Source organism: Stenotrophomonas sp. PS02298, assembly GCF_029959445.1.
Taxonomy (GTDB): domain Bacteria; phylum Pseudomonadota; class Gammaproteobacteria; order Xanthomonadales; family Xanthomonadaceae; genus Stenotrophomonas.
Window position 1 is genome coordinate 14,388 of record NZ_JASCOR010000038.1, and the last position, 16,638, is coordinate 31,025.

General features: G+C 65.5%; 3 protein-coding genes and 2 pseudogenes. 2 read left to right on the plus strand and 3 right to left on the minus strand.

Annotated elements, in window-relative coordinates; all coding sequences use genetic code 11:
* Positions 1 to 19: 19 nt before the first annotated feature.
* Both QMX78_RS08020 and purL read right to left on the minus strand, forming a co-directional pair.
* Positions 20 to 8,413, minus strand: coding sequence for an ESPR-type extended signal peptide-containing protein (locus QMX78_RS08020; RefSeq protein ID WP_282268247.1), 8,394 nt, complete (start codon positions 8,411 to 8,413; stop codon positions 20 to 22).
* Between the two features lie 812 nt (positions 8,414 to 9,225).
* Positions 9,226 to 13,158 carry a phosphoribosylformylglycinamidine synthase gene (gene purL, locus QMX78_RS08025; protein WP_282268249.1) on the minus strand — a complete coding sequence of 1,311 codons (3,933 nt, stop codon included), beginning with the start codon at positions 13,156 to 13,158 and terminating at the stop codon, positions 9,226 to 9,228.
* A 317-nt stretch (positions 13,159 to 13,475) separates the two neighbouring features.
* On the opposite strand from purL, the pseudogene QMX78_RS08030 reads away from it, so the two are divergent.
* A pseudogene (locus QMX78_RS08030) lies at positions 13,476 to 13,937 on the plus strand (Ig-like domain-containing protein); the annotation flags it as partial.
* A gap of 474 nt (positions 13,938 to 14,411) precedes the next feature.
* Positions 14,412 to 15,628: pseudogene (locus tag QMX78_RS08035) on the plus strand (glycoside hydrolase family 18 protein); the annotation flags it as partial.
* 76 nt (positions 15,629 to 15,704) lie between these two features.
* On the opposite strand, the gene QMX78_RS08040 reads toward QMX78_RS08035, so the two are convergent.
* On the minus strand, positions 15,705 to 16,484 hold the full coding sequence (locus tag QMX78_RS08040) for a DsbC family protein (RefSeq protein ID WP_282268250.1): 780 nt from the start codon (positions 16,482 to 16,484) through the stop codon (positions 15,705 to 15,707).
* Positions 16,485 to 16,638 lie beyond the last annotated feature (154 nt).

The following is a 16,638-nucleotide window of genomic DNA, read 5'->3' on the forward strand; positions in this document are numbered from 1 at the left end:
GGGGGCAAGACCAAACCGCTTACCAGCCGAAGCCGGCACCAACACCCACCGAGCTGTCGTCACTGGTGAAGGCACCACCAAAGGTGACGGTGGCGCGATCACTGATGGCACGCTGGTAGCCCACGGACAGTGCCGATTCGCCGCCCTGGTAGCCGACACCGACACCGACCCGGTTCTGCGTGCGCACGCCCGCAGCACTGGTAGCCATGTTCAACATGGCCGCGCTCATCGCGCCTTGACGATCCAGGCGACGGTCGACGTGGCGCAAGCGCTTGTCGATATCGCCACGGAAGATGTCGAAGCTGTCGGCCATGCTGCTGAACTTGGTGTCGGTATAGGTATTGGCTGCGGTGATGCCGCTATCCAGCTGCGCCTTGTTGACCGCATCGGTCGCCTGCGTGCCTGCGGCAACGTTGGTGACCTGCCGCTCATGGCCGCTGCTACCGACCGACACCGTGTTGGCACGATCAGCAATCGACCCTTGGCCCAAGGCAACGGCACCGGTTGCAGTGACGCTGGAACCTTGGCCAATCGCCGTACCCGAGGCAACGCTGACGGTGGCACTTTCACCCACCGCCACCGCATTGGTGGCCACCGCTGCGATGCTGGTATTGGCACCCACCGCGGTGCTGCCGTCGGCATTGACGCGGGAATTGCTACCAATCGCGGTGTCGTTCGGGCCATGTGCATAGCTGTTGTTGCCGATGGCGCTACCCGCAACGCTGTTGGCCTTGGCTTGCTCGCCCAGCGCTACGCCAGTGCTCGCAGCCGACGCAGCAGTCTCTGCTCGCGGGCCGTTGCCGTTGCCGTTGCCATTTCCATTGCCATGACCGTTTCCATTGCCATGCCCGTTCCCGTTCCCGTTCCCGTTCCCGTTCCCGTTCCCGTTCCCGTTTCCATTCCCGTTGCTGGCAATACGGTTGTTGATGGCCGTAACCTGGCCATCGAGCGCCGACAACGCTGCACCCACGTTGTTGTAACTGGCCCCCTGGATGACATAGGTCGGTGCGACGAACATGCCCTGCATGCCCACGCCGGCACCGCCACCGAGGAAGCTGGCCATATTGCCCAGTGACTGGAACAGCTGCCCGCCATTGATGGCCTGCATGCTGCCAGCGGCGATGGCGCCGGCAGCGACGTTGTCCAGCGTGGTTCCCTGCACGCCCGCCAGGGTGAGTTTGTCGCGGCTGGCATCGTCATAGGTCACCGCATTGGCGGTCACGCCCTCGATGCTGCCGATACGACCATCGATGTCGGTAACGCGCGTCTCCACCGCACCGACCCGCTGGTTGGTGACATGCAGCTGACCACCGGTCACCGCATCAGTGCTGCCTTCGGCAATACGCCCTGCACCGACATTGACGATGCGACGCGTCACTGGGCCATTGGTGCCGTTACCGCCACCTACCGAAACCACGTTGGCTTCAACTGCACGCGAACCTGCGCCCAGGGCCACCGAATTGGCGCCTGAGACGCCAGCACCCGCACCGATTGCGACACTGTTGACGCCGTTGCTGGCGAACGCGCCGTAACCGATGGCGACACCGTTGACTGCGGTTATCGAGGTCTGCCGGCCCAGCGCCGTGCTGTTGCTGGCCTTCGCTGCGGCATCCGCACCCAACGCCGTTGCTCCATTTGCACTGGCAGTACTCGAAGCACCCAGCGCCGTGCTGCGCTCGGCGCTGGCAAGCGCCGCCGAGCCCGAAGCCACCGCATTGCTACCACTGGCAGTCGCCACGCCGTCGCCGCTCGCCCGGAAGTACTTGTTGGTTTCCCCTGCTACGCCGGCCACCGCATCCAGCTGCGACTTGTTGACCGCATCGGTTGCTTCGGTACCCGCAGCGACATTGGTGATCTGCCGTTCGGCCCCGACATCACCCACCGACACCGTGTTGTCACGACCGGCGATCGAACCTGCACCCAAGGCCACCGAGTTGGTAGCGCCAGCCTCGGCACCGGTACCGAGCGCAGTGCTCTGTTGGCCGAAGGCCCAGGCATTGGCACCCACCGCGGTTGCATCATCGCCGAAGGCCCAGCTGCCACTGCCGATGGCCACTGCATTGGTCGCGCCGATGCCGAACAAGCCGAAGCCGGTTTCGGCACCATCACCAATCGCCAGACTTCCTTCGCCCAGCGCCGACGCATTGCGGCCGACAGCGACGTTGCCATCCTCATAGGCGGCTGCGTTGTAACCGACCGCCGTCGTGCCCACGCCTTCAGCGTAGCTCTGCGAGCCGGTCGCGGTGCTGTAGTTGCCGAGCGCATTGGCCACCGCACCGCTGGCGGTGGACTGATCACCCTGGGCATAAGCACCAACGCCCGTTGCCGTCGCCGCAAAACCTTCCGCATTGGCACTGGCGCCCAGTGCGGTACCGCCGACACCGGCACTGGTGGCACCGGTCTGCACCGGCGCACCGCCGACATTGATCAGCGGATCACCATTGGCATCAACCGCATTGCCGCCAACCGCCACCGCACCCGGTCCCATCGCCTGCGCGTTCTGGCCGAACGCCGCGGCGTTCTGGCCGCTGGCCAGGGCGTTCATGCCAACCGCAGTCGCACCATCAGCCACTGCATTGGCACCGCTGCCGAAGGCCGATGCGCCATTGCCGATGGCATTGGTCGCTTCGCCGGAAGCCGTGGCGTTGTCACCCTCGGCGTACGCACCGGCATCACTGTCGGCACTGCCGGTGGCCTTGAAGTACTTGGCCGTGGTCTGCCCTTCCGCCGCTACCGCGGCTACTTCATCAAGCTGGTCCTTGTTGACGGCATCGGTGCCCTCGGTACCGGCGGCAACGTTGGTGATCTGCCGTTCGGCGCCCACATCGCCCACCGATACGCTGTTGTCACGGCCGGCAATCGAGCCTGCACCCAAGGCCACCGAGTTGGTAGCGCCAGCCTCGGCACCGGTACCGACTGCAGTGCTCTGTTGACCGAAGGCCCAGGCATTCGCACCCACCGCGGTTGCATCATCACCAAACGCCCAGCTGCCGCTGCCGATCGCTACCGCATTGGTCGCGCCGATGCCGAACAAGCCAAAACCCGTCTCGGCACCATCACCAATCGCCAGACTGCCCTCACCCAATGCCGACGCATTGCGGCCGACCGCAACATTGCCATCCTCGTAGGCGGCCGCGTTGTAGCCGACGGCCGTCGTGCCGGCACCTTCCGCATACGATTGCGAGCCGGTGGCGGTGCTGAAATCGCCAACCGCATTGGCGACCGCACCACTTGCCGTGGACTGATCACCCTGCGCCCATGCGCCAACACCGGTTGCAGTGGCAGCGAAGCCTTCGGCGTTTGAACTGGCACCGAGCGCGGTGCCACCGACACCGGCACTGGTGGCACCTGTCTGCACCGGCTCGCCATTGGAGGTGATCAGCGGATCGCCATTTTCATCCACGGCATTGCCACCGACGGCGACCGCGCCCGGGCCGGTTGCCTGTGCGTTCTGGCCGAAGGCCGCTGCGTTCTGGCCACTGGCCACGGCATTCATGCCGATCGCGGCCGCGCCGCTGGCCAAGGCGCTGGCGCCATTGCCGATCACGATGGCGCTTTCGCCACTGGCCACGCTGTTGCTGCCCAGTGCGATGGCGTTGTCGCCGTCGACCAGGTTGGCGAAGCCGAATGCGCTGCTGTTTGCGCCGTCCACCTGGTTGAAATTGCCGAACGCCGAACTGTTGCTGCCGTTGGCGGTGTTCACGTAACCGACGGCACTGGAGTAATCACCAGCGGCAACGTTGTAGCTGCCAACGGCCGTGCTCTGTGCGCCGGAGGCCTCCGAGCCGACACCAGCCGCGGTTGCACCGTCACCGCTGGCAACCGCGTCATCACTGCCATCGGCAGCGCCATTGGCCTTGAAATAGCGCCCGGCCAACAGTGCACCTTCGGCCGCGGCATTGAGCTGATCAACGTTGACCGCATCGGTGCCTTCGGTGCCTGCAGCAACATTGGTGATCTGCCGTTCGGCCCCGACATCACCCACCGACACCGTGTTGTCACGACCGGCGATCGAACCTGCACCCAAGGCCACCGAGTTGGTAGCGCCAGCCTCGGCACCGGTACCGAGCGCAGTGCTCTGTTGGCCGAAAGCCCAGGCATTGGCACCCACCGCGGTTGCATCATCGCCGAACGCCCAGCTGCCACTGCCGATGGCCACTGCATTGGTCGCGCCGATACCGAACAAGCCGAAGCCGGTCTCGGCACCATCACCGATCGCCAGGCTGCCTTCGCCCAGCGCCGACGCATTGCGGCCGACAGCGACGTTGCCATCCTCATAGGCGGCTGCGTTGTAACCAACCGCCGTCGTGCCCACGCCTTCAGCGTAGCTCTGCGAGCCGGTCGCGGTGCTGTAGTTGCCGAGCGCATTGGCCACCGCACCGCTGGCGGTGGACTGATCACCCTGGGCATAAGCACCAACGCCCGTTGCCGTCGCCGCGAAACCTTCCGCATTGGCACTGGCACCCAGTGCGGTACCGCCGACACCGGCACTGGTGGCACCGGTCTGCACCGGCGCACCGCCGACGTTGATCAGTGGATCACCATTGGCATCCACCGCATTGCCGCCCACCGCCACCGCACCCGGTCCCATCGCCTGCGCGTTCTGCCCGAACGCCGCGGCGTTCTGGCCGCTGGCCAGGGCGTTCATGCCGACCGCAGTCGCACCATCAGCCACTGCAGTAGCACCGCTGCCGAAGGCCGATGCGCCATTGCCAATCGCGTTGGTGGCTTCACCAGCTGCGGTGGCGTTTTCGCCTTCTGCATAGGCGCCGGCGTCGCTATCGTCGCTGCCGGTGGCGGTGAAGTACTTGCTTGTATTGCCAGCCACAGCGGCCACTTCATCCAACTGGTTCTTGTTGACCGCATCGGTACCTTCAGTACCAGCGGCGACATTGGTGATCTGCCGCTCGCTGCCGACATCACCCACCGACACGCTGTTCTCGCGATCCGCCCAGGAATTGGCACCGATGGCGACGCTGTTGACTGCTTCTGCCACCGCGCTCTGGCCCAGGGCTGTGGAGTTGTCAGCATCGGCCCAGCTGTTGAAGCCAATGGCCGTCGCATACTCACCCAACGCCCAGGCGCCATTGCCGAATGCCGCGGCGCCGGTGCCCGAGGCCTCGGTGCTGATCAAGCCGCCGTAGGTGGTCCCGCCGACGGCGGTCGACTCCTCACCCGAGGCAATCGCCGATTCGCCCACAGCGGTGGTGCTGGCGCCGGATGCCTCTGCAGCCAGACCCAACGCAACGCCGTAATCACCACTGGCCTGCGCGCCATAACCCACCGCCGAAGCGAGGTCACCGGAAGCAACGGCATAGCTGCCAACCGCCGTGGTGCCGCGGCCACTGGCCTCGGCGCGGAAGCCACTGGCCAATGCCTGCTGGCCGGACGCGAGCGCCTGCGCACCTTGCGCCGTGGCAAATGCGCCCGAGGCCTCCGCACCCGCGCCCACCGCGCTTGCGCCTTCGCCACTGGCAACGCTTCCTGAGCCAATCGCAAGCGCATCGTCGGCATCGGCCAACGCGCCGTCGCCGATCACCACGCTGCCGTCACCGCTGGCAACGCTGTTGCTGCCCAAGGCAATCGCATTGGCGCCATCGACCAGGTTGGCCGTGCCGAATGCGCTGCTGTTCTCGCCATCCACCTGGTTGAAATTACCTACCGCCGAGCTGTTGGTACCGTTGGCGGTGTTCACGTAGCCGACCGCGCTGGAATAGTCACCGGCTGCGACGTTGTAGCTGCCAACCGCGGAGCTCTGCGCACCGCTTGCCAGAGAGCCGACACCGGCTGCGGTTGCACCATCGCCGCTGGCGATCGCATCGTCACTGCCATCGGCAGCGCCGTTGGCCTTGAAGTAGCGCGCGGTCAGTTCGGCGCCATCAGCGACGGCAGTGAGCTGATCGAGGTTGACCGCATCCGTGCCTGCGGTACCTGCAGCGACGTTGGTGATCTGGCGCTCGGCTCCCTCCGCTCCAACCGACACACTGTTGGCACGATCTGCCAGCGAGTCCGCGCCCAGGGCAACGCTGTTGGCAGCGTTGGCGGTGGCATTCGCACCCAGCGCGGTACTGTCTGCGCCAAAGCTGGTGCTGTAGAAGCCAACCGCCGTGCTGTTGACGCCACTGGCCCAGCTCTCCGCGCCCAGCGCACTGGCGTTGTCGCCAGCCGCATACGCGAAGTAGCCGACAGCGGTGCTCTCAGCCCCTGACGCTTCACTCAATGCACCTGACGCCAGCGCGTAATCACCGGAAGCAATCGCGCCTGCACCTAGCGCCGTGGACGCTTCACCGCTGGCCTGGGTATCAACGAAGAAGCCCAGCCCCGGGATGAGGTCGATCGGGCCACCGACCGCGACGCTGCTGGTTCCCGATGCCGCACTCTGGCTACCCACCGACGTGCTGTAGTCACCGGTTGCATTGGCCACCGCACCAAATGCGGAGGACTGTGCGCCCTGCGCGAAGGCACCAAGACCGGCAGCGGTGGCAGCGAAGCCTTCCGCACTGGCACTGGCACCAAGGGCGGTGCCGCCAAGGCCGGCGCTTGTCGCACCCGTCGTTACCGGCTGTCCGCCAAAGGTGATCAATGGATTGCCATCGGCATCCACTGCATTGCCGCCTACGGCGACCGCCGCCGGACCGGTGGCCTCGGCGTTCTGGCCAAACGCGGCACTGTTCTGGCCAGTGGCCAAGGCGTTCATGCCGACTGCGGTCGCACCGTTGGCTAAGGCATTGGCGCCGTTGCCATAGGCCGAGGCGCCATTGCCGATCGCGTTGCTGGCTTCACCGGCCGCCGTCGCCGCATCACCTTCTGCGTAGGCACCGGCGTCACTGTCGATGCTGCCCGTTGCGGTGAAGTATTTGCTGGTGTTTTCAGCGACCGCTGCGACCTCATCCAGCTGAGATTTATTCACCGCGTCGGTGTCTTCAGTGCCGGCTGCAACATTGGTGATCTGGCGTTCGCTGCCCACATCACCGACCGACACCGTGCTCTCGCGATCCGCCCAGGAATTTGCACCAATGGCGACGCTGTTGGCTGCCGCCGCGGTGGCGCTCTGACCAAGCGCGGTGGAATCGTCCGCATCGGCCCAGCTGTTGAAGCCAATCGCGGTGGCGTACTCACCGATCGCCCATGCACCGTTGCCGAACGCCGACGCACCGGTGCCCGATGCTTCGGTGCTGATCAAGCCGCCATAGGTGGTACCGCCCACCGCAGTGGATTCTTCACCCGACGCAATCGCCGATTCACCCACCGCCGTGGTGCTTGTGGCCGAGGCGGAAGCACCCAAGCCCATCGCAACGCCATAGTCGCCACTGGCATCAGCGCCATAACCCACTGCCGAAGCAAGATCGCCAGAGGCGGAGCTATAGGCGCCCACCGCAGTGGTGCCGCGACCGCTGGCATCGGCGCGGAAGCCACTTGCCGCTGCCTGCTGCCCGGAAGCAAGCGCCTGGCTGCCCTGCGCGCTTGCATAGGCACCGGTCGCTTCTGCGCCGCTGCCGACGGCGGTGCTGCCCAGCTCGCTGGCAAGACTGCCGGAGCCGACCGCAGTGGAATCATCGGCTGCCGCGTAGGCGCCATCGCCGATCACCACGCTGCCATCACCACTGGCGATGCTGTTGCTGCCCAGGGCAATCGCATTGTCACCATCGACAAGGTTTCCGGCACCGAAGGCGCTGCTGTTGGCGCCATCAACCTGATTGAAATTGCCGACTGCCGAACTGTTCTCACCGTTGGCGGTATTTACATAACCCACCGCGCTGGAATAGTCGCCTGCAGCCACGTTGTAGCTGCCTACCGCAGTGCTTTCCACGCCACTGGCCAGCGAGCCGACGCCCGCAGCCATCGCACCTTCGCCGCTGGCCACTGCGTCATCGCTGCCATCAGCCGCACCATTGGCCTTGAAATAGCGACCCGCCAACAGTGCGCCGTCTGCGGCCGCATTGAGTTGATCGAGGTTCACCGCATCGGTTCCGGCAGTACCGGCAGCGACATTGCTGATCTGTCGTTCGTTGCCGGCCGAACCGACCGATACCGTGTTGGCGCGATCAGCAACGGAGCCTGCGCCCAGTGCCACGCTGCCTGCGGCCGAGGCCACCGTTCCAGCGCCTATGGCGACTGCATTCGTACCAGAGGCATCTGCGCTGTTGGCGATGGCGCAGTCCACCAGGGTTGCACTGCCAAGCACCATGCACTGCGCGTTACCACCCACTTCCACCGACTGTGCCTGCGCCGCTGTTACCCAGGCACCCGCTCCCAGACCCAACGCAACGGCAACCGACAAGGCTTGCAGGCGTATTCCGGCGCTGTGCCGCTCATCCATGACCACACCGGCCGAGCTGGACGATGCCAACTCCGACGCCACCACCAACTGCCCCAATGCCTTGTTCCATACCTTGCGGTAGATCCGGTTCATCGCTGCTGCTCCTCAAGTGGACGGTTTTTTGCTTGCAGAAATCCCCATCGCTGGGCTGGCGTGCCCAACGATCCCCCTGTGGTGTTGTGGTCCCGGTCCCGCTGCTGCTGGGCACGTGAGGCTCACGCCTGTCGTGGTCTACCCCCCTGGTTCCATACCTGTCGGGCGACTACGGGATGGATGGAGTCTTAATCGACGATTCATCATTCGTCAAATATTTGGCTTGATCTGACATTTTGTGAGAATCACCACAAATCTCTAATCAAAGTGAGATTTTCAGAAAATTTACTGTTGAAACAGTTGCCTAGTCGCGACTGCCCGTCCGCGCATCAATGTCAGCCCATCGAAACATGAAGACGTTAAGCTTCCTGCAGGCCTTGCGCTGCGGGCTTTTGGCTTGTTCCGATGCACTTGCAGGAAAAATAGGTTCATCTTCCTTAAAAGCGTCGAGCAGCTGCATTGCAACAAGGCAAATTGCGCCAGCGGCCACCAGCGGGCTGGCAAACGGATCCCGCAGAAGACGTCGGATTCCTGGCGGACTTTGCTGACTGAAGCCAGGGGCGCTCCGCGCCGGCCAAACGGATAAAAACGTCAGCGCCGCCAATGGAAAGGATCCCGCAGGGCATGGAATGGCGGTGTTGGCGGCACTTCAAATCCATCCGCTTCCGAAGCGCTTCGCGCTTCTGCGCCTGGATACAGCCGAGCGGTTGGACACGCATCGAGACGCCACAACGCAGAAGCCCGCAGGCGGTGGCCTGCGGGCTTCTTCAAACGTCAATCTACGGCAATTAACTTTCGGCAGCTTCGCCTGCTCAGCCGCACCATACCCGTGCATTGCGGAACATCCGCAGCCACGGCGAATCTTCGCCCCAGCTGCTCGGTGCCCAGCTCAGGTTGACCGTGCGCGGGGTGCGTTCCGGGTGCGGCATCAAGATGGTGACGCGGCCATCGCTGGTGGTCAGGCCGGTGATGCCGTCCGGCGAACCGTTCGGATTCAGCGGGTACTGAGTGGCCACGCGGCCATCACCATCGACGTAACGCAGCGCGATGCTGGCTGCCGCCTGGTCCACCGCGCTGTCGAACTCGGCACGGCCTTCGCCGTGTGCCACTGCAACCGGCAGGCGCGAGCCGGCCATGCCGCGCAGCAGGATCGACGGCGACTCGACGACTTCCAACAATGCGGTACGTGCTTCGAACTGCTCGCCGGCATTGCGCAGGAACTTCGGCCAATGCTCGGCACCGGGGATGATGTCCTTGAGCTGGCTCATCATCTGGCAGCCGTTGCACACGCCCAGCGCGAAGGTATCCGGGCGGGCGAAGAAGGCCGCGAAGGCCTCACGCAACGCCGGACGTTCTAGGATGGAGGTTGCCCAGCCGCGGCCTGCACCCAGCACGTCGCCGTAGCTGAAACCGCCGCAGGCAGCGATGCCGCGGAAGTCGCCCAGCTGCACGCGGCCTTCGATCAGGTCGCTCATGTGCACGTCATAGGAGTCGAAGCCGACACGCTCGAAGATGTTGGCCATTTCGATCTGGCCGTTGACGCCCTGCTCGCGCAGGATCGCCACCTTCGGTCGCGTGCCAGTTGCAATGAACGGCGGCCGCTCCTGCGCATCCTGCGCCCGCGGCACTTGTACATCCATGTACGGCGCAGCCACATCGTCAGCCGGATCAAACGTCAGCTTCGGCTTCAGGCCCGGCGCGTTGAAGTTACGTGCAATCGCACGCTCCTGATCGGCTGCATCCGGGTTGTCACGCAGTTTCTGCATGGCGTGGGTCACCGACCACCAGGCATCGAACAATTCTTCCCAGCGCCATTCCACCACGCTGTCGCCGGCCAGCTGCACGCGCACCACCGGTGCGGTGGTCGGGCGGGCGATGCGCTGTGCACATTCGGTCAGTGCGTGGCGTTCGACCAGGTCGGCGAACGCAGCGCGGTCTTCCTTGGCGATCTGCACCACGGCGCCCAGTTCTTCGTTGAACAGGCTGCGGAACGGATCGTCGCCCCAGGCATCGAGCACGATGTCCAGGCCCATGCGCGAGGCGAATGCCATTTCGCACAATGCGGCGAACGCACCGCCGTCGCTGCGGTCGTGATAGGCCAGCAACAGGCCGGACTCACGTGCATCGCGGATCAGCTCAAAGAACGCGCGCAGACGCTGCGGGTCATCCAGATCCGGCACTTCACCGGCAAATGCCGGCAGCGCGCTGTGATCGGCCTGGGTCTGCGCCAGGATCGAACCGCCCAGTCGCTGCTTGCCAGCGCCCAGACCAATCAGCCACAACTCGCTTTCGGTTTCGCGGTCGAGCAGCGGGGTCAGTTGCTGGCGGGCATCGCTGACCGGCGCGAACGCGGTGATCACCAACGATACCGGCGACACCGACTTCTCGGCCTGGCCATCGGCCTGCCACTGCGCCTGCATCGACAGCGAGTCCTTGCCCACCGGGATGCTGATATCCAGCTGCGGGCACAGCTCCATGCCGACCGCCTTGACTGCGTCGTACAGCAGCGCGTCTTCGCCGTTGTGGCCGCAGGCGGCCATCCAGTTGGCCGACAGCTTGACCGTATCCAGCGCGGTCACCGGTGCGGCACACAGGTTGGTGATGGCTTCACCCACCGCCATGCGTGCCGATGCAGCGGCGTTCAACAGTGCCAGCGGGGTGCGTTCACCCAGCGACATCGCTTCGCCGGCGTAGGTGTCAAACCCAGCCAGGGTGATTGCAACATCGGCCATCGGCAGCTGCCACGGGCCGATCATCTGCTCGCGCGCAGTCAGGCCACCCACGCTGCGGTCACCGATGGTGACCAGGAAGCTCTTCGAAGCAACGGTCGGATGTGCGAGCACACGCAGACCGGCGTCATGCAGGTCGATGCCAGCGGTCTTCAGCGACGGCCAGCGCGGTGCCGGCGGATGCACCGCATCGCGGTGCATCTTCGGTGCCTTGCCGAACAGCAGGTCCATCGGCAGGTCGATCGGGGCGTCGGCCGGGGTGTTGCCCGGGGTCGCGCCGTAGGCAACGACCAGGTGTTCCTCCGCAGTTGCCACGCCGACGGCTGCGAACGGGCAGCGTTCGCGCGCGCAGATGGCGGCGAATTCGGCCAGGCGCTCCTGCGCCACGCCGAGTACATAACGTTCCTGCGACTCGTTGCACCACAGTTCCAGCGGCGACAGCGAGGGATCGTCGGTGGGCACCTTGCCCAGGTCGATCACGCCACCGACGTTGGAGTCGTGCAGCAGCTCGGGAATGGCGTTGGACAAGCCACCGGCGCCGACGTCGTGGAAGAACTTGATCGGGTTGTTCGTGCCCATGGCCACGCAACGGTCGATCACTTCCTGGCAGCGGCGCTCCATTTCCGGGTTGTCGCGCTGCACGCTGGCGAAGTCGAGGTCTTCGGCGCTCTCGCCCGAAGCCACCGACGAGGCCGCACCGCCGCCCAGGCCGATCAACATGGCCGGGCCGCCGAGCACGATCACCGCGTCGCCCGCCTGCAGCTGCAGCTTGTCGACCTGCACGCGGTCAATCGCACCCAGGCCGCCAGCCAGCATGATCGGCTTGTCGTAGGCACGGGTGATGCCGTCTTCCGGCAGCTCGAAGCTACGGAAGTAACCGAGCAGGTTCGGGCGGCCGAATTCGTTGTTGAACGCGGCGCCGCCGAGCGGGCCATCGAGCATGATGTCCAAGGCCGGTGCCATGCGCGGGTTCAGCGCGCGCGGCGCTTCCCACGGCTGCGGCAGGGTCGGGATGCGCAGGTGCGAGACCGAGAAACCGGTCAGGCCAGCCTTGGGCTTGCCGCCACGGCCGGTCGCACCCTCGTCGCGGATCTCGCCACCGGCGCCGGTCGCAGCGCCCGGGAACGGCGCGATCGCGGTCGGGTGGTTATGCGTTTCCACCTTGATCTGGAAGGCGCTGGGCAGCACCGCTTCGCTGCGGTACTTGCCGGTGGCCGGGTCCGGGCGATAACGCGCGGCCGGTTCGCCTTCAATCACCGCGGCATTGTCGCTGTACGCGCTGAGCGTGTGCTGCGGGGTCTGCTGGTGGGTGTTCTTGATCATCTTGAACAGCGAGCGGTCCTGCTCGTTGCCATCGATGGTCCAGCTGGCATTGAAGATCTTGTGCCGGCAATGCTCGGAATTGGCCTGCGCGAACATCATCAGTTCGACGTCGGACGGATCGCGGCCGAGTTCGCTGTAACGCTGGCGCAGGTAATCGATCTCGTCATCGGCCAGGGCCAGACCGAGGCGCTTGTTGGCGCCTTCCAGATCGTCCAGGGCGATGCGCTCCAGAGTGCCGCGGCCGACGTTGGCGAACAGCGCCTGGGCCTGGCCGATGTCTTCCAGCAGCGACTGGGTCATCGGATCGTGCAGCAGCTTGGCCAGCGCGGCCTGCTGCGCCGGATCGGATGGCCAGCCGCTCAGGTCGATGCGGGTACCGCGCTCGACGCGCTGGATCGGCAGGCCGGCACCGCGCACCAGCTCGGTGGCCTTGCTCGACCACGGCGACAGCGTGCCCAGGCGCGGCACCACATAGCGCGAGATCGCGCCATCAGCGCGCGAGGCGGCCTGTGGCTGGCCCTGCAGGATGCGGCCCAGCGTGGTCTGGTCGACCGCGCCGGCATCGGCAGCTTGGGTGAAATAGACGTGCCAGGCACCGGTGATGCGCAGATCGGCGGCAATGGACTGCAGGCGGGATTCAAGACGTTCGCGGCGGAACGGCGAAAGGGCAGCTGCGCCCTCGAGGACGATCATGTCCGGGAGACCATGGTGGGAATCGGCCCGCGATTGTACCGGACTCGGCCGCCCCAAGCCTCAGCAGCCCGACTACCGGAAGTCCTCTGGGATGACGCGGTTCACACCGACAGTCAGCTGCGCAGGCCAAACCGTGCCGCCTTTTTTGACAACGTTATCCTCATTCGACCGGCACCTGCGTGCTGGTGCAACGGCCCAGATCCGGGCCCAGCAAGCATTTTCCTCGTCCCAAGGCCGGGCGCAGCCGCGCCCGCCCCGCCGAAGGCGTGCCCCGGAACAACGCACAACCATCGCCCCACCAAAGAAGGAGACCCACCATGACGGACCATCCCACAGGCCCTTTCCGGCCCCGATATACCTGCCAGCTCGCCCGCAGGCCGCGGCTGGGCCGGGCCCTGGCCCTGGTGTTTGCGGCCGGCAGCGTCGTACCGGCAGCCCAGGCCGCCAACTGTGCAGGGGTGAAGCCCTGGCTGGGAACCACGATCTACCAGCCCGGCAACCAGTTGCAGAAGGGCGGCACGCTGTACCAGGTACGCCAGACCATCTGGAACGCACCACCGGACCACCCCGCAGGCCGCCGCTACTACGACAATCTGGGCCGCTGTGATGACGGCGCACCAGCAGCCAACCAGCCACCGCAGGTCCGCCTGACCTCACCCAGTGCAGGCAGCACCTTCAGTGCCGGCAGCAGCATCACCTTCAGCGCAGTGGCGACAGACAGCGACGGCAGCATCCGCAGGGTCGAGTTCTTCCGCAACGGCCAATCCATGGGCAGCGTCGGCAGCGCGCCTTACAGCCTTGCATGGCACAACGCCGCAGCCGGCAACCATCTGCTCAGCGCCATCGCCACCGATGACCGCGGTGCCAGTACCACCTCGGCCACGGTCAACGTGACGGTCACCGCTCCGGACAAGGACAGCACCGCTCCCTCGATCCCGGACGGGCTCCGCGTAGAAGCGCGCTCCCCGACCAGCATTGCGTTGCGCTGGAATGCTGCCAGCGACAACCCCGGTGGCAGCGGCATCGCCGCCTATGACCTGTACCGGGACGGCACGCAGGTCGCTTCGACTGCCAGCAGCCAGCATGCCGACACCGCGCTGACCCCGGCCACCACCTATCGCTATGCCGTGCGTGCCCGCGACAAGGCCGGCAACGCCTCCCCGCTCAGCGCCATTGTCAGCGCCAGCACCTTGACCGAGGACACCGGCGGCGGCACCGACCCAGGAAAACCAGGCGGGCCCGGCACTCCAGGCGCCAGCGGCAAGCGGGTGATCGGTTACTTCACCCAATGGGGCATCTACGGCCGCAACTACCGCGTCAAGAACATCGACAGCAGCGGTTCGGCGGCGCACCTGACCCATATCAACTACGCCTTCGGCAACGTCCGCAACAACCGCTGCGAGGTTGGCATCACCCAGGCCGCCGATCCGGCCAGCGGCGCGGGCGGCGACGCCTATGCCGATTACACCCGCAGCTTTGGCGCCAGCGAAAGCGTCAGCGGTGTCGCCGACCAATGGAACCAGCCGCTGCGCGGCAACTGGAACCAGCTCAAGCAGCTCAAGGCCAAATATCCACAGCTCAAGACGCTGATTTCGCTCGGCGGCTGGACCTGGTCACGCGGTTTCTCCAGTGCCGCACGCGCGGAGAACCGCCAGGCCTTCGTCGCCTCCTGCATTGACGCCTACATCAAGGGCAATCTGCCGTTCACCGACCATGCCGGCGGCAAAGGGGCAGCTGCAGGCGTGTTCGATGGCATCGACATCGACTGGGAGTACCCGGCCGCCTGCGGCCTGGGCTGCGGCACACCCGCCGACCGCGACAACTTCACCGCCCTTCTGGCCGAATTCCGCCGCCAGCTGGACGCAGTGCGCCCCGCCTGCTGCTGACCGTGGCCGTGGGTGCAGGCATCGACAAGATCCGCCCGACCGACCCGGCCGCCTATCACCGCCATCTGGATTTCATCAATGTGATGACCTACGACTTCCATGGCGCCTGGGCCGGCACCACCAATCACCACACCGCCCTGTTCCACTCCCCGGCAGATCCTTCAACCGGCGACGCCGCCCTGTACAACAGCAACGACGCCATCGAGGCCTACCTGCAACGCGGCGTCCCCGCCGCCAAGCTGAATCTCGGCGTCGGCTTCTACGGCCGCGGCTGGACGGGCGTGGCAAGAACCAACAACGGCCTGTACCAGAGCGGGCGGCCGGCGAGCGGCAGGTTCGAGGCCGGCATCGAGGACTGGAAGGTGCTGAAGAACCTCGGTTGGCCGGTGCATACCGACCCGATTGCGCAGGCCACGTGGTTGTATGACGGCAACACCTTCTGGAGCGTGGACACGCCGGAAATGCTCGGCCGCAAGATGGCCTACGTCAAAGCCCAAGGGCTGGGCGGCGCGTTCTTCTGGGAGTTCAGCGGTGACGACACCCAGGGCACCTTGGTCAACAGCGTCAGCAACGGCCTGAAGTAAGCAACTGCCAAAACCACGACGCCCCTCTCGTTGTCGGGAGGGGCGCTGTCTGTTCAAGCTTTGGCAAACAACGCTATCAGCGGCTGCCGCCACCTTCCATGCGGTCCAGCGTGGCCTTGAGCTGTGCCGGCGGCAGATAGCCACCGAGCTGGGTGCCATCGGCAGCGAAGATCGCCGGAGTACCGTTGATCCCCAATTGCTGGCCGAGGTTGTACTGCATGGCCACCGGGTTGGTGCAGTTCCTGGACTGCACCGGCTGGCCGGACTTGGCAGCGGTCAGCGCGGCCTTGCGGTCGCTGGCACACCAGACCGAGATCATGTCGGTTGCGTCCTTGCTGGCCAGGCCCATGCGCGGGAACGCGAGGTACTCGACGGCGATGCCGTTGCGGTTCAGCTCGGCGATATCCTGATGCAGCTTGCGACAGTAGCCGCACTCGATATCCGTGAACACGCTGATGGTGTGTTTGGCATTTGGCGGTGCAAACACGATGCGATCCGCATGCGGCAGCGTCTGCAGCAGGTTGCGACGGTAAGCCAGCAGGCCGGGGCTGGTAGCCTGGCCCTTCTTCTCGATGTCGTAGGGCGTGCCCTGCAGCAGATAACGGCCGTCATCGGTCACGTACAGCACCTGCCCGGACACCAGCACCTCTCGGAAACCCGCAAACGGTGCTGCGCCGATGTATTCCGGCTTGAGGTTCGGATCCAGCTCCTTGAGGGCATCGCGTACCTGCTTTTCGACTGCGGCATCAGCCGGGGAGGCAGCGGCACTGGCAGCGGCTTTGGGAGCTGCGGGCTGTTGCGCGCAGGCAGTAAGGCTGAGCGCGCCGAATAGCGCGGCAATGGCAAATCGGAACATGACGACCCATCGAAAGAGAACAGCCGGATTCTCGCACACCGCCCGAATCGGCGTGGGAGCGGCCCCGGCTTGTAGGAGCGGCGTAAGCCGCGAAGCCCCCCCTCCCTGCGCCCCGGCCTCAACCGCAACCTGACCCCCCCTCTGCTTCGCGGCG

Coding starts and splice junctions, on each gene's coding strand:
- QMX78_RS08020 (WP_282268247.1), bottom strand. CDS start 8,413: ATGAACCGGATCTACCGCAAGGTATGGAACAAGGCATTGGGGCAGTTG.
- QMX78_RS08040 (WP_282268250.1), bottom strand. CDS start 16,484: ATGTTCCGATTTGCCATTGCCGCGCTATTCGGCGCGCTCAGCCTTACT.
- purL (WP_282268249.1), bottom strand. CDS start 13,158: ATGATCGTCCTCGAGGGCGCAGCTGCCCTTTCGCCGTTCCGCCGCGAA.